The organism is Paenibacillus sp. BIC5C1 (assembly GCF_032399705.1).
Taxonomy (GTDB): Bacteria; Bacillota; Bacilli; order Paenibacillales; family Paenibacillaceae; genus Paenibacillus; species Paenibacillus taichungensis_A.
Genome location: NZ_CP135922.1, coordinates 159,097 through 174,548, shown reverse-complemented (window position 1 = coordinate 174,548; position 15,452 = coordinate 159,097). Strand labels below are relative to the sequence as shown.

Annotated in this window: 13 protein-coding genes; all 13 read right to left on the bottom strand. The window is 48.8% G+C overall.

Annotated features, from left to right (window positions below; translation table 11 throughout):
• Positions 1-84 precede the first annotated feature (84 nt).
• The 13 genes from RS891_RS00830 to hisD all read right to left on the bottom strand — a co-directional run bounded on the left by RS891_RS00830 (position 85) and on the right by hisD (position 15,452).
• Positions 85-1,836, bottom strand: a complete 1,752-nt coding sequence (locus RS891_RS00830) for a hypothetical protein (protein WP_315794174.1) — start codon at positions 1,834-1,836, stop codon at positions 85-87.
• 69 nt (positions 1,837-1,905) lie between these two features.
• Positions 1,906-2,778, bottom strand: coding sequence for a carbohydrate ABC transporter permease (locus RS891_RS00825; RefSeq protein WP_113054216.1), 873 nt, complete (start codon positions 2,776-2,778; stop codon positions 1,906-1,908).
• A 69-nt stretch (positions 2,779-2,847) separates the two neighbouring features.
• Entirely contained in the window at positions 2,848-3,747 is a 900-nt protein-coding gene (locus RS891_RS00820; protein ID WP_113054215.1) for an ABC transporter permease, read from the bottom strand.
• Between the two features lie 133 nt (positions 3,748-3,880).
• The gene (locus RS891_RS00815) at positions 3,881-5,470 is read right to left on the bottom strand and encodes an extracellular solute-binding protein (protein ID WP_315794173.1); all 1,590 of its coding nucleotides are present in this window, start codon (positions 5,468-5,470) and stop codon (positions 3,881-3,883) included.
• Positions 5,471-5,917: 447 nt separating this feature from the next.
• Entirely contained in the window at positions 5,918-8,170 is a 2,253-nt protein-coding gene (locus tag RS891_RS00810; protein ID WP_315794172.1) for a helix-turn-helix domain-containing protein, read from the bottom strand.
• A gap of 293 nt (positions 8,171-8,463) precedes the next feature.
• A complete protein-coding gene (locus tag RS891_RS00805; RefSeq protein WP_076292000.1) occupies positions 8,464-9,411 on the bottom strand; it encodes a ribose-phosphate diphosphokinase in 948 nt (315 codons plus the stop codon).
• A gap of 270 nt (positions 9,412-9,681) precedes the next feature.
• Positions 9,682-10,506, bottom strand: a complete 825-nt coding sequence (gene hisJ / locus RS891_RS00800) for a histidinol-phosphatase HisJ (RefSeq protein ID WP_315794171.1) — start codon at positions 10,504-10,506, stop codon at positions 9,682-9,684.
• 11 nt (positions 10,507-10,517) lie between these two features.
• Positions 10,518-11,246, bottom strand: coding sequence for a bifunctional phosphoribosyl-AMP cyclohydrolase/phosphoribosyl-ATP diphosphatase HisIE (hisIE, locus tag RS891_RS00795; RefSeq protein ID WP_113054211.1), 729 nt, complete (start codon positions 11,244-11,246; stop codon positions 10,518-10,520).
• Positions 11,239-12,000: an imidazole glycerol phosphate synthase subunit HisF gene (hisF, locus tag RS891_RS00790; protein ID WP_113054210.1), complete on the bottom strand. Its 762-nt coding sequence runs from the start codon at positions 11,998-12,000 to the stop codon at positions 11,239-11,241. Before hisF ends, hisIE begins: the two co-directional genes overlap by 8 nt.
• 67 nt (positions 12,001-12,067) lie before the next feature.
• Positions 12,068-12,802, bottom strand: a complete 735-nt coding sequence (gene hisA / locus RS891_RS00785; protein WP_315794170.1) for a 1-(5-phosphoribosyl)-5-[(5-phosphoribosylamino)methylideneamino]imidazole-4-carboxamide isomerase — start codon at positions 12,800-12,802, stop codon at positions 12,068-12,070.
• 97 nt (positions 12,803-12,899) lie between these two features.
• Entirely contained in the window at positions 12,900-13,523 is a 624-nt protein-coding gene (gene hisH / locus RS891_RS00780) for an imidazole glycerol phosphate synthase subunit HisH (RefSeq protein WP_315794169.1), read from the bottom strand.
• A gap of 2 nt (positions 13,524-13,525) precedes the next feature.
• Positions 13,526-14,155, bottom strand: a complete 630-nt coding sequence (gene hisB, locus RS891_RS00775; protein ID WP_091002072.1) for an imidazoleglycerol-phosphate dehydratase HisB — start codon at positions 14,153-14,155, stop codon at positions 13,526-13,528.
• Positions 14,148-15,452 (bottom strand): histidinol dehydrogenase, encoded by a 1,305-nt coding sequence (gene hisD / locus RS891_RS00770; RefSeq protein WP_113054207.1) that lies wholly within the window; start codon positions 15,450-15,452, stop codon positions 14,148-14,150. Before hisD ends, hisB begins: the two co-directional genes overlap by 8 nt.

Here is a 15,452-nt window from a genome sequence, read left to right as displayed (position 1 = left end):
AAAAGATGACACCCCTCATCCCTTTCGAATGAAATGTCATCTTTTTGCATCATGTACTCTTCCTCATAAAGAGATTCATCTGAATTACAGCTTCAACGCCAAGGATGGCGAAAGAGAGATATCAACCGTTTTGTGGAAAGGGGTCATAAAGTTAACCAGCACAACTTTACACTTATCAGGCAGCTTCGCCTCACGTACAGTTGCCGCCAAATGCCCCACTTCGCCTCCGGTCAGCTCAATCCAATCATCTCCGCAGGAATAACGCAACGTGCCGCTCTTCCATAGATAATGGCCCTCATCCGTCTTAAGCAATTCCCCACGGGAAAGCTCGCCCTCGCTTCCGAACACGAAAGACAGCTGCACCATAATCTGCTCTGGCTGCTCTCCTGCCAGTTTTAGTGTCCAGCCATTTTCGGTTCTTACTACTTCAGTCTGTACAAGAAACGTCTGCTCATGGGTGAGCGCTCGACTCTGATGGGGCAATAAATACCACGGACTGATAGCTGTTCCCGCCGTCTCAGGCAGTTGGCTAATCGGGATCGGACCGTAGTAACCTTTCTTCTGTTCGCCCGTCAGGCGGTAACCTGCTGGCAATCGAGACATGTGCTGCATCGGCACATACCCTGGATTAAAATAGGAGGCCAACTGAACGGCCAGCAGACGTACCGCACCATGACGAAGGGCAAAGAATGAAGGCACCTCCGTCATGACAGTGGCACTTGTATTACCGGACCGAATACGTGCTACAGGTGCGCCGAATTCCGTATGCAACCGGCTGTGCGAGATGCGTCCATGATGACCTGCCGAATCCATTCGCTGTAAATAGTCCTCCCGCACAAATCGTTCATTCAGTATGATCTCGTACCGCTCAGGCAGCTGATCGCGTGCCTTACGTGCCTGCTGAAGCTCCGGCTCCAGCAGCAGCCGGACGAGTGCGTTGACCGAGCAGACGCCGGGATCTGTTAACATTTCCCCCGCCCAATCTGCCATGCCGGCAAAGATCGGATCACCATCCAACCGGGCCAAAATGGCATATGGCAAGTAATACGGTGATAAATCATGCACGCTCCCCAGATCCTGGCGACCTGAGTAATCCGTAACAACCTCACCTGTTGGATGTACAAGATACACCATCATGCGAAGATTGAGTCTCACCGATTCCAGCAATTCGGGACGGTCTAACAGGCGTGCCGCATGAATCAACATGATGTCGCTAACCGCGTTGTAGATTCCGTTGCTTCGTTCAGTCCACTCCCCATCAGGCGTAATGTCTATACCTTCAGTCAGCCACTGCTCTACACGCTGCACAGCTTCCTCCATGTCAAACAATTGATGCAGGAAACCGAGCGCCGCGCATAGCACCCAGCGATGATTCGGCGTATGACAGCCTCCAGTCAGCAAGACTGGAGCAGTTCGTTCCAGAAACAGGCGCATATTGTCCAACACAGGTTGCAATAGCTCCCAGTCCTGTTGCTGAAGAAGTTGGTATAACTGGGCATATCCCACGACGAGAAATGCAGTATCCGGTGGAGAATGGGAATTGGTCCAACCGGGGGAGATAGAGCCGTCTCCATGCTGATTACGTAGTACGTACTCCGATGCAAGCCGCAGACGATTTAACAGATCCTCATCCCGATAATAGATCGAATCCGGATTGACGAGTGCTGCACCCCAGTAACACATGTCCGTAGGTGTTCCGGTCGTATGGTTGACCCAGGCAATACCTGTAGAGGGATCAATCGTCCCTCCAAAATAACGGCTTTCCGAATCAAGCACTTGCCGTAATATCCCTTTTTGAACTGCTCTGTCATTGCTTTCCACCAGTTGTCTGTACATATCTATTCCCTCCAAACGAATGCATTTAACGATGTGCCAACGACCTGCGTTTGCGCTATGCCCCTTACATCAACCCTTGACCGCCCCAAGCATGGCACCGCTAACAAAATATTTTTGCAGCCATGGATAGACAAGAAGAATCGGTACGGTTGCGAAGATAACAGTGGCAGCCTTGAGACTTTCCGGAGTTAAAGGTGTACGGTTTGCCCCCTCCATCTGTGTAAGCTCGCTGACCATGTTATTCTGTACCATTTGGAAGAGCTTCAGCTGTAGTGGGTACAGCTTTGGATCATTGATATACATCAGGGAATCCTGGAAGCCATTCCAGCGTCCAACCGCATAGAAAAGGGCCAGAGTAGCCAGCACAGGCATGGATAAGGGCAAGATGATTTTAAAGAGCGTGTGTATATGTGAGCTACCATCAATTTCTGCCGATTCCTCCAGACTTTCCGGTATGCCCCTGAAGAACGAAATCAGGATAATCAGGTTAAACGGACTCACGAGACCCGGCAGAATCAGTGCCCAAACCGAATTGAGCAAGTGCAGGTCACGAATGAGCAAGTACTCGGGAATGATCCCGCCACTGAAGAACATCGTAATGATGATCACATACATGAAGAGCTTGCGACCTTTCAATTTTTTCTTGGTCAGCGGATAAGCCGCAGCGAGCGTGAACATCATGCACAGCACTGTAGTGGCGATCGTAAGAACAGTCGTATAACCGAGTGAATAGATCATTGATTGATCAGAAAACACCTGAATATACGCATCCCAATTGAATTCTTTGGGGAATATGGTCACTTCACCCGATGTAATTGCCCGGTTCGAACTGAACGATATCGCAATCGTGTGCAGAAATGGAGCCAGACAGAATATAACAAACAGGGTGATAAAGGAGATATTAACGATATCAAAAATCCGGTTTGAGGTGCGTTCACTCATCTGCGCACAACTCCTTTACTAATGGTCTATACAAATTAGCCGATTGGCGTATCTTTCATTTTTGAGCATCTATAAAATACCTTCACCGGTTGCCTTTTTCGAAATATAGTTGGAGCCGAGTACGAAGATCAGTCCCACAACGGCCTGGAACAATCCAACAACGGTTGCGAGCGTATACTGTCCTGATTCAAGACCGACCCTGTATACAAAAGTACTAAGTACATCCGAATATTCACGAACGGCCGTGTTACCGATGATATAAGGGCGATCAAAACCGATGCTGACCATATGTCCAAGATTAAGAATAAGCAAGGTGACAATGGTTGGTTTGATACTTGGCAACGTGATATGCCAGATTCTCTTCAGCCGCGTTGCGCCATCAATCTCAGCCGCTTCAAACAACTCCCTGTTCACGCCGGTTAATGCGGCCAGATATAAAATGGTTCCCCATCCTGCACTTTGCCAGACACCTGTGAACAGATACGTAACAAGCCAAGGATTTTTCTCTGTCAAAAATGGTATCGGATTTAAGCCCATGCTCTCCAGTACTCCGTTAACCATACCGGATTGATTGCCGAACAATTGGTATACAATCCCCCCGATGATGACCCATGAGATAAAGTGAGGAATGTACAGAATCGTCTGCGATATTTTTTTGAACCATTTAAATCGAACTTCATAGAGCATAATGGCAAGTATGATTGGAGCAGGGAACGAAACGATCAGATCAAGAAAATTCAGCATAAAGGTATTGCGTAATGTGGTGTAGAAGTCTCGCATCCCAAACACCTCACGAAACGCATCAAAACCGATCCACTCACTGCCGCTGATACCCTGAAACAGGTTGAAGTCTTTAAAGGCGATCTGCACACCGTACATCGGTCCATAACGGAAAATTACAAAGTAAATGAGGGGCAAAGAAATCAGTGCGTACAATTGCCAGTACCTTTTCAAATATGTGAGGGTCATGTCGGTTTCCTCCTATCAACAAAGAAACGGCAGTGCCGCCAAGCCGGCGGCACAGGTCCCTTTCAAAGTTAAGCATTCGTATGGTTATCTGTCTCAAATCATGAAAGAATAAGATGGTGTATTTTGCAATGAGCTACTGTAAGGCTTCTTCAAGCTCTTTCTTCAGCTCTGTGCCGCCCAGGGACATGAAATCATTCATTTCCCGTTCATATACTGCGTCGAATTCTTCAGGCTTCGCCATCGCTGTTTTAACAATGATGACGTTCAGCTTGTCTTTGAGCGCTGTACTGTACTTCATCTCCGCCTCAATCGGTTTGTCAAAGATGATCGGTCCTACCGTGTCCGTGTTGGCGATATCAATCGACTGTTTTAATAAATCCTGGTTGTTTTTCGGAAAGCCCAGAATCCATGCTTTTTCATTCGTTGCCTGATCGCCAATATTTTTACCGTTCGAGATAATCGCTGTATCCCCTGCGTTAAACAAACGATCCTTCGCTTCCTGGGATGCATCGTCCTTCACAACTGGAATGCCATCTACCAGATCATAATTCTCCCCTTCCACACCGCTGTAGATATCGATCAGGTTGTTGTCGGAGGCCATCCAGTCCAAATATTTAATTGCTTCCACAGAACGTTTGCTGCTCTTCGGAATCATAATATACATCCCGTTTGTTCCGTAGCGGGACTTGATGTGTTTGTTATCTGCATTCGGATTCGTGTATACATCAACCGGCAGTACTTCGCTACCGTCCACATTTTTGCGCAAATTATCCAGTGTACCATCTCCGTAGAACATGGCATCGACATCTTCAGACCAGTAACCTACGTTGCCATTCTGTATGTCCTTACCTAACTGTGTTTTATCTTCATCCAAACTGAAATCTTTACTGATCAGTCCTTCATTGTAGAGCTTGTTCAGGAATTTCATCGAATCTTTGAATCCTTCATGCAAAGGCAATTCATAACGTTGACCATAAGTCAGATCTCCACTTACCGGTTTGATAAACGAATAGATTAGTGTCTCGAACTGAGCCGGTGCAAGTGCCATACCCATTGGGATGTTTTTGCTGCCAAGCCCGCCAGGATCCTTCTCTTTAAACGCTTTCAAAGTGCTATAAAGTTCATCCGTGGTTTTCGGCACCGGTAATCCCAGTTTATCGAGCCAATCCTGACGAATATAAGAGCTATATCTGCCTGTGATCGCACGTTTACCCGGTACGGCGAACTGTTGCCCTTCCACTTGCCCAAATTTCAATGTATCTTCACCCAGGAATTTCTTCAGGTTTGGTCCATACTGATTAATCAGTTCACCGACATCCGTTAGTCCGCCCTGCTGGGCATAGCGGTAAAACACGCTGGAGTCATAGACAAAGACAATATCGGGGACATCTGTATTGCTAGCCATCAGGACATTCAGCTTGGTGACTTCCTCTGAACGCTGAACGGGTACAAACTGCACATCAATGTTGTTGGGGTCGCCGAACTTCTCCTGAATCATTTTAGATAGATAGTTGTTCGTAATGGTGTAAGGCGAAGGACTGTTCCCACGATCGAAAATCTCCACCTTTAAGGTAACGCGCTCACTACTGCCTGATGTGCCACCTTCTGCTGATTCTTGATCTGATGCAGACGAGCACCCCGCAAGTAGTGAAACGCCCATTACCATCGTAAGCGCCAGACCCATCCATTTCTTGAGACTCCCTTTGGTTGATTTTCTTGTCATTTTGTCATCCCCTTTGGCTATGCGTGAATGTTTAAAGCTTGCCCAGAGTATTCCACATCTTTGCTCACTCTTGCAATAAACTCGTTTCGCAAACGCTTACATAAGGATAATAGTTTATCTCCTGTGATGATTTTCGCAGACTGACTATATTCTTCGATGCTCTGTTAATGCCCGCGGTGCCTGCAGTCGTCTTCACTCAAGCTTTCCCCTCTCCGGTTCAACTGTAATCAGATACAATAAACCATTTTCATATACTGCCTATATTCGTAAAAGGGCCTAAAACAGGCATAAAACTATGGGGTTCTTGCATAAACACAGGCCTCAAGCCCAATTTAGAGGTCATACTCACAGCAAAAAGGTGAACTTCTACACGTCTTCTCCTGAGAGAAGTCCGCATGAATTCCACCCCATTGTTTGTCATAATGTACTCGCATATTAAGTCTGTGTTTACGACTCGGGATCGTGAGGTTCACGTTTCATACGGCGATAGTCTCCTGGTGTAATACCCTCAACCCGTTTGAATACACGTCCCAAGGTAATTCCATTGGCATACCCCACCTTTAAGGCTATGTCCTGCAAGGAAAGATCCGTACTCCGCAGAAGCCGCTCCGTTTCCTTCATCCGCAATTCTGTAAGGAAGTCGACAAACTTCATATTGAACTCTGTCTTGAACAAATAACTCGCATGTTTGCCGGTAATCTGGAATCGATCGCTCAGATGTTTTAGCGAAAGATCAGGATTCGCAAACTGTTCTTCGATATAGTTTTTCATTTCATTGACCATCGCTTTGTAGCTCTTGGTTTCAGTTACCGACACATAAGTTCTGAACAAGTCCGTCAGATCATCAAACAGAATGTCTTTGATGCCTTCAAGTGTCTCCGCTTCTTTCATCAGCATCAACCACTTGTTTATGTTTTCCTCCGATAATTTCTCCTGCAGCTGTTCGGACATGACCGCTACTTCCCGGCTGAGCATCTGTAGCATCGCTTGAATCAAGGAGTGAATCTCATCATCTGGCAGCTTATCACGCTCAAAAGCCGCGAAGATCTCCTCCAGTTGATCACGCCACTGACTGCTCGACATCCGAAACCGTTTAACAAAATCAGCAATCATCTGCAAATAGGTATAGGTATCAAGCAGCTGCTGCTGGGTTTCTCCATACCCGGCCAGAGCAACATCACCGTCTCTCAGCAATCTGCGGTGCATCACATTCTCAGCCGCTACGTATGATTCACGAATAGCCTTCATGCCTTCCGCGATCGGTCCGATACCGAAACTTAATGATATACGCAGATTCTGCTCAACCCAGGATCGGCATTCCTCTGCAACTAAGCGAATTTGCTCAGTCATATCCGGGTTACCGTCTGTGGACAGGAAAAGGATCGCAATCTGATCCGAGCTGACCCATTCCGTCCAGCATTGCATGCCCGCATTGCGTGAGAGCTCTTGCAGAACATTCATTAACGCAAATTTGAGTGTATTCTGCTCACCTCTCGTAAACCGTTCCTGAAATCCCTTCTCATATCGGTTGATTTCACCAACCACAACAGCGAAGCATGACGAATGATCCACGCCAGTTAACGGGGAAAGATCCTTTAATCGCTCTACCGCATGATCGAGATTCTCCCCATTCAGCAGATCGTTAAAAAGTTTGCTGCGCTGCAGCAGCACGTTTTCCCTGCTCTTTTTGTCCGAATCCATCATATGGTTAATCAGGTTTTCCAACACGCCATCAATCAATTTCATCTCATCGGTCCGTGAGCCCGATTGCTCAAGCACCCGAATCTGATGAGCCTCAATCCGATTCATAATAATCTGGATGGGTTTATAGTTGCGACGAGTAATATAGATAATATAGACGATCGCACAAATGACGGTAACTACCGCAATAATCACCCATACATAGGAAACTACTGAGACCCAACTGTATAAGTTCCCCTCCTTGATCCCACTCGAGATCGTCCAACCCAATCTTTCCAGCGAAAGGGTGTTCAGCTCTTGCCCTTCTACAGCACCTTCACGATCTGAATGCGCATCGTAAACAACCTGACCGTCACGGTCAAGAATGCTCATGAAAGAAAGCTGTCCATTAACCATGCTATCAATGCTCTGCTCGATGCTGCTCATCTTGATATTAATGACAAGCGCCCCATCGGAGCCGAATGGCAAGGGCATATCCTTATCCACCGTCAATACCCGAATAGGCGTACGCTGATTAACTCCTGCATCGTATTCCCTGACAGGCTGCCAGCCTGAATTAAGAGAACCAGACTCGATCCGGTCGATCCACGCCTTGTCTGAAAAGCTGTCTACATCCTTGGAGCCGCTCGATGTTAAAACGCTTTCATTTTTCTTGTCATACAAATAAATCGATTGGATCCACGGGTTGGAATTCGTCAGCTCACGCAAGCTCTGTGCAATGCTGTACACGGTCTCCTTGCCCACCTGGTTCTGGCTATTAAAATAATACTTATAGGACTGCTCACTCTGCACCGCTTCCGTAACCGACAACTCAATATCCCGGATCGTCCGGTCCAGACTGTCCACCAAATAGCTGGAAGAGATACGGTCTGCTTTCCTTGTTTCTTCCCTGGAGATGTCATTAATAAAAACAAAAGCGATAAAAATGAGTACGGTCATGGTAAGAAAGAAAATAGGAAAATAAGAAAACAGTAAACGATAATACCAAGTCCGGGACAATAGACCCCACTCCTCACTCCACGACATCGTTATATAATAGCCGTGGTTCTACTGTTCATCACATCATTTACATCTCTGAGATTGAATTCCCCTATACACGCAGCCATAAAAATCAATTTTAAGTTATTATAGCACAAGCCCCCAGGCAGCAAATCAGTAATCGATTCCCTCTTTCTCCTTAATTCATCCGCATCTCTATCCTAATCCATCATAAAAAAATAAAACCGTGCTGAGCAGCAAACTACTCAAACACGGTATAGTAAACCTGGATTCACACAATCTGTGCAGCATAATTAAATCCCTGAATCTTTAAACAACGTCGCCATGGAGCCACCATCCACAATAATGCGAACAGCACGCGCAAGCATTGGAGCTACGGGCAACACTTTGAAGCATTCGGGATGATCATCTGGCAGTGCGATGGAGTCTGTGACTACCACCTCGGCTATAGACGGGTGATTGAGCTTACTCAGTGCCCCGTCCGAGAACAGACCATGTGTTGCGCATACATATACATTTTTGGAGCCACGCTCCTTCAACCCTTCAACAACATTAAGAATTGTCGTTCCGGTATCGATCAAATCTTCAATAATAATTGGAGTTCGACCCTCCACATCACCAATAACGTGCGTAATGATCGATTCATTGTGGCTAGGCCGCTTCTTGATCATAATGGCAAAAGGGGAATCCAGACGATTCGCCAGTTTCTCCGCCATTGAAGCTCGTCCCGCATCAGGGGAAACAACCACCGGATTTTCAATCCCTTTACTCAGTAAATAATCACTGATGAGATCCAATGATGTCATGTGATCCACAGGAATATTGAAAAATCCTTGAATTGCCGCTGCATGCAGATCAATGGTAACTACCCGGTTTGCCCCGGCAGTAGTTAACACATCCGCAACCATTTTGGCCGAGATCGGCTCACGCGGAGCAGACTTGCGTTCCTGACGGGCATATCCGTAATAAGGAACAATAATATTTACCGTACGGGCAGAAGCCCTTTTGGCTGCATCAATCATGACGAGCAGTTCTACGAACAACTCATTAATCGGATGAGATAATGATTGAACCAGAAACACATCACAGTTGCGGATCGTCTCTTCGTAGTGAACGTATATTTCTCCGCTCTTGAACCGGGACAGTTTGATCTTGCCTAGTTGTACACCCAGCTTGTCGCATACCTGTTCTGCCAGCTTAGGGTTCGATGAACCGGAAAAAATACGTAACGAATGCTGCATAATGCCCTCCCGAGGGTTGAAGTCCCAATATAATCCTTTATCAGTCTAAAAGTGAATGTTCAAAAAGGCCGGTTTTCAGTACCGAGAAGATGGGATAAAGCTAGAAATGGAGTAGCGGAACGTAGGCAAAACTACGTGAGCAACGAACATTTCGGCTGAATTCCAGCTTCGATGCTGATGATGCCATTAGGCATCCTTCGTAATCAAAAGCGGACTTTTTTGAACTACCTCTAAAAAGGTTATTTCCTACCCTCATTATACTCCACTACCTTATACATTTAAAGAAAGGAACGAGCGCTGTCGACCTTCAAAAACGGCTACCTCCGTACAGCCTAGCTCACGGAGGAGCGCCTCGGCCTCAGGCAGATAATCCCCCAGCTTCAGCGGATCGTGTGCATCGGAGCCAAGGGTCAGCGGAATCGCCAATTGAATGGCCTCTGTTAACATCCGGCGACCAGGGAACATCTCAGCACATGGCTTCGATAATCCCGATGCATTGAGCTCCATGGCACAGCCACTTTTCGCGATAGCTTGCAGTGCTGCGTTTTCAAGGACTATACGCTCTTCAGTCTGCTCTGGTGCCGGAGTGAAGCCGAAGCGTTTGATCACATCCGTATGACCCATAATATCGTACAATCCCGTCGCTGCTGCTTTGCTCACAGCATCATAGTACTGACGATAGACTTCCAGTACGTCTTTGCCTTCCCAATGATGGGTCTGGCGAAAATCCGTAATGTCCCATTCCCCGAGAAAATGAACCGATCCTATCACATAGTCCCATGGGTAGCGTTCAATAATGGCCCGAATTTCGGTCTCCCAGCCTTCAATATAGTCGCCTTCGAGGCCGACACGTACATCGATCTGACCACGGTACCGCTCCTTCAGAGAAAAACACTCTTCCACATAACGCGGTAGCTCGTCCATGGGCATTGCCATCTCAGGATAATAGTGAGCAGGGTCTACATGCAGCAGAGGCATGTGATCCGACAACCCAATCTGCGACAGGCCAATCTCCACCCCACGCTGTACATACGCTTCCAGCTTGCCAACTGCATGACCACACCGCTCATGGTGAGTATGATAGTCTATAAGCACGGGCTCGCCTCCTAATCGCGGCGAGGCCGCTCGTGGCGACGGCTCAGCTCTGACATGATGTCATCCAGCGGCAGCTTGCGCTCTTGCAACAGAACGAGCAAGTGGTACATTAGGTCACTGACCTCAAGGCGAAGCTCGTCATTGTCTTTATTTTTGGCGGCAATAATCGTCTCGGACGCTTCTTCACCGATTTTTTTCAAAATTTTGTCAACTCCTTTATCGAACAGGTACGTCGTATATGCACCTTCCGGACGCTCACGTTCGCGCTCTGCAATGACCGATTCCAGTTCAGCTAGTACTTCAAAACGACTTTCGGAGCTAGCACTTGCAGTAGTTGCACTAGAATCGCCTGAAGTCTGGTCTGCGGATTTCTCTGGCAAACCCACGATTTCATTATGGAAACAAGTCACCGCTCCGGTGTGGCAAGCAGGCCCGTTCGGCTTCACTTCAACCAGCAAGGTGTCACCATCACAATCGTATTTCAATGAAGTAATCGTCTGTACGTTGCCTGAAGTTGCGCCCTTGTGCCACAGCTCTTGACGCGAGCGTGACCAAAACCACGTTTCACCGGATTCCAGCGACAACTTCAGCGATTCCCGATTCATATAAGCCATCATCAGAACTTGACGAGTTTCTGCATCCTGCACGATGGCAGGCACCAATCCGTCGCTCCAACGAATGTGTTCCACAACCTCTTCCAAGGACAGCTGCTCCTTGATTTCATTGCTTCCTTTAGTCACGGATCTCCACCCCTTGCTCTCTCAAATGTTGTTTTAACGCCGGAACGGCGATTTCTTTGTAATGGAATATCGTTGCCGCTAGTCCTGCATCCGCTTTGCCTGTCGTGAACACATCATAGAAATGGGATTCCTTCCCCGCACCACCCGAGGCGATAACCGGAATACGTACCGATTCGGATACCGCTGCTGTCAGTTTCAGATCGAACCCATCCTTCGTTCCGTCCGCGTCCATGCTTGTCAGCAGAATTTCGCCAGCGCCTAAGATCTCCGCCTGTTTAACCCAGTCCAGCGCCTTAATTCCTGAAGGTTTACGTCCACCATGCGTATACACTTCCCATTCGCCCCAAGCCTCATTATACTTGGCGTCTATTGCAACCACGATACACTGGGAGCCAAAGCGGCGTGCTCCATCTGCAATCAGCTGTGGATTAAGCACAGCTGCCGTATTTACCGCAATCTTGTCCGCTCCTGCACGCAGAATACGCTTCATGTCTTCCACCTTGGAGATCCCTCCACCTACGGTAAAAGGAATGGCGATCTCGCCTGCGGTTTGCCGCACCACTTCTTCCATCGTTTCGCGGCCTTCCACCGAAGCGGAGATATCGAGAAACACTAGTTCGTCCGCACCCTCGCGGTCATACAGCGCCGCCAGCTCCACCGGATCACCCGCATCGCGGAGATTGACGAAGTTAACGCCTTTGACAACCCGGCCGTCTTTCACGTCCAGACAAGGAATGATTCTTTTTGCCAGCATGCTCCTCTTCCTCTCTCCTGATGATCGTTATCTGCAAATGTTTATTTAAGCTTATATAGTACCGCTATTATTTATTAACCGCTCCCACCGCTTCGGACAGATCAATACTGCCAGTATACAGCGCTTTGCCCACGATTGCTCCTCCGATACCATCTTCCGCATGCTTGCTTAAGCGAAGCAAATCGTCCATAACACTAACTCCACCGGAAGCAATCACCGTACGGCCACTCGCCTTCGCAAGAGACACGATCGCTTCTACGTTAGGGCCCTGCATCATGCCATCTCGGGAGATATCTGTGAAGATGAAGGTTTCGGCACCGAATGCCGCCAGCTCTTTCGCGAGTACCTCAGCCTGAACTTCCGATGTCTCAAGCCAACCTCGTGTCGCCACATAGCCGTTGCGTGCATCGATACCAATAGCTACTTTATCTCCATACCGTCCCAGTACTTCTTCTGTAAAAGCACGATCCTCAATCGCAGCTGTCCCGATAATAAGGCGACTCACACCGAGACCCAGCAAACGTTCTACATCAGCCACTGTACGAAGACCCCCACCGACCTGAACAGGCACGTTCACGGCCGAAGCAATACGCCCAATCAGCTCATCATTCACCGGATGACCTGCTTTTGCACCGTCCAGATCCACCAGATGAACGTATGTACCACCTTGCTTCTCCCAGGAAAGAGCAACTTGAACCGGGTCATCGTTATATACCGTCTCCTGATTGTAATCTCCCTGCACCAGTCTTACACATTTGCCGTCCCGGATATCAATTGCCGGATATATGATAAAAGATGACATACAAGGCCTCCTGAATATATTCATATTTGTGCTCTAGTTTAGCTACGTATTATTTTATAAGGATGAAATTAAAAAAATATAGGATCCCGAATTATGGTTACGCCTTAGGTCGTCCAGTCAATGCCAGGAAGTTTCCAAGCAGCTTGATACCCAGTTCTCCGCTCTTCTCCGGGTGGAACTGCATACCGAAATTGGAGCCTCTGCCAACAATCGCTGTAACCGGATGTCCGTAATCGGTCACTGCCAATAGATCGCTCTCTACGTCCATACGTGCATGATATGAATGGACAAAATAGACATGACTTGCCTCAAGCCCCGCGAATAGTGGATTTTCCGGGTGCAGGAACTGCAATCGATTCCAGCCCATATGCGGAACCTTTAAATCTCCCGGTGCGAATCGCACGACTTTACCCGGCAAAATATTCAATCCTTCATGCTCGCCATGCTCCTCGCTTGAGCTGAACAACAGCTGCATGCCCAGACAGATGCCGAGCAGCGGCGTTGATCCAGCTGCTGCTTCCTTCACCACAGCGTCCAATCCACTCTCTCGCAAGTGCACCATGGCATCGCCAAATGCACCTACACCTGGCAGAATCACACCATCTGCACCAAGAATCGCATCCCGGTCACCTGTGACCAGCGCTTCGTAGCCAAGACGTTCGACCGCTTTGCCGACGCTGTGCAGGTTCCCCATACCGTAATCGACAATTGCAATCGCCATGTCTACAGCACTCCCTTCGTGGAAGGCACACCCGTTACACGCGGATCAATCGTTGTTGCCTCATCCAATGCACGCCCCAGTGCTTTGAAGATTGCCTCGATCATGTGATGCGTATTTTGTCCGTAGTGCACGATAACGTGCAATGTAATGCGTGCTTCCAGCGCCAGTTTCCACAGAAACTCATGTACCAGCTCGGTTGAGAAGCTGCCCACTTGCTGAGACGGGTATTGTGCACGGTACTCAAAATGAGGACGGTTGCTGACATCGATGACTACCTGAGCGAGAGCCTCATCCATCGGCACAAATACACTCGCATAACGTTTGATGCCCCTCTTGTCACCCAATGCTTCGCGAAGAGTCTGTCCCAGACAGATCCCGATATCCTCCACCGTGTGGTGGTCATCAATATCAACATCACCACGCGCCTGTACGTTCAGATCGAATTGTCCATGCTTTGTGAACAGATCGAGCATATGATTCAGGAAAGGTACGTCCGTTTCAATCTCGGATTGCCCAGTGCCATCTACGGCAAAAGAAAGCTGAATGTTCGTTTCATTTGTTTTGCGGTCTACCTCTGCCTGACGTACAGCACCCTTGTTCTGAAGGTCCAAACCATTATCCTGCTTATCCATTATCCGATTCCGCCTTTCCTTCCTGTTCTAACCGTACAGCGATCGCACGGGCGTGTCCTTCAAGCCCTTCATGCCGGGCCAGCTCTATAATAGCCGCTCCATTTTGGAGCAATGCTTCCTTGCTGTAATAGATCAAACTCGATTTTTTGATAAAATCATCCACGTCCACAGGTGAACTGAAGCGGGCCGTTCCATTTGTCGGAATAATGTGATTCGGTCCCGCAAAATAATCGCCTACCGGCTCCGAACTATACGGGCCGAGGAAGATCGCTCCGGCATTCTCGATCCGGCCAGCGTATGCCATGGGCTCCTGCACCATGATCTCCAGATGCTCCGGTGCGAGCCGGTTCACTACATCGATTCCCTCATCGATGGAATCGACCACAATAATCGCGCCATACTGCTCCACGGAAGCAGCAGCGATATCACGCCGCGGCAGCGCTTCTAGCTGCTGCCGCACTTCGGCCTGCACGGCTTCCGCCAGCACGGCCGAGGTTGTGACGAGAATGGCCGATGCCATCTCGTCATGCTCCGCCTGCGACAACAGGTCGGCGGCGACATACACCGGATTCGCCGTATCATCGGCGAGCACCACAATCTCACTCGGCCCGGCGATACTATCGATATCGACTGCGCCGTACACCTCGCGCTTCGCGAGCGCCACGTAAATATTGCCCGGTCCACAGATCTTGTCGACCGGGGCAATGCTCTCCGTGCCGTAAGCAAGGGCGGCGATCGCTTGAGCGCCGCCAACCCGGTACATCTCGCTCACGCCTGCTTCCGCAGCAGCCACGAGAATGTACGGGTTAATGCCTTCGCCGCCGTTCGTTGACGGCGGCGTCACCAAAACAATCTCCGGCACGCCAGCCACCTGTGCCGGAATCACGTTCATCAGCACAGACGAAGGGTACGCTGCTTTGCCGCCAGGTACATAAACGCCGACCCGCTTCAGCGGCCGGATTACCTGGCCCAGCAGACTGCCGTCCGGCTGCCAATCCATCCATGAGTTGCGTTTCTGCTTCTCATGAAACGCACGAATGTTAGCGGCGGCCTGACGGATCGCCGTCACGAAGGAAGGCTCCACAGCTGCATATGCTGCCTGCAGTTCTTCCTGTGGCACGCGAAGCTCCGCAGCCGTCAGCTTCGTGCGATCCAGCTGCTCTGTGTAACGCAGCAGTGCCGAGTCTCCTTCCCGGCGAATGTCACTGACAATGCGCCGTACCGTTTCATTTTGCTCCGGTGTACCGTATTCCACTTCGCGCTTCAGATCAAATTCCCGTGCAGGTACAATTTTCAT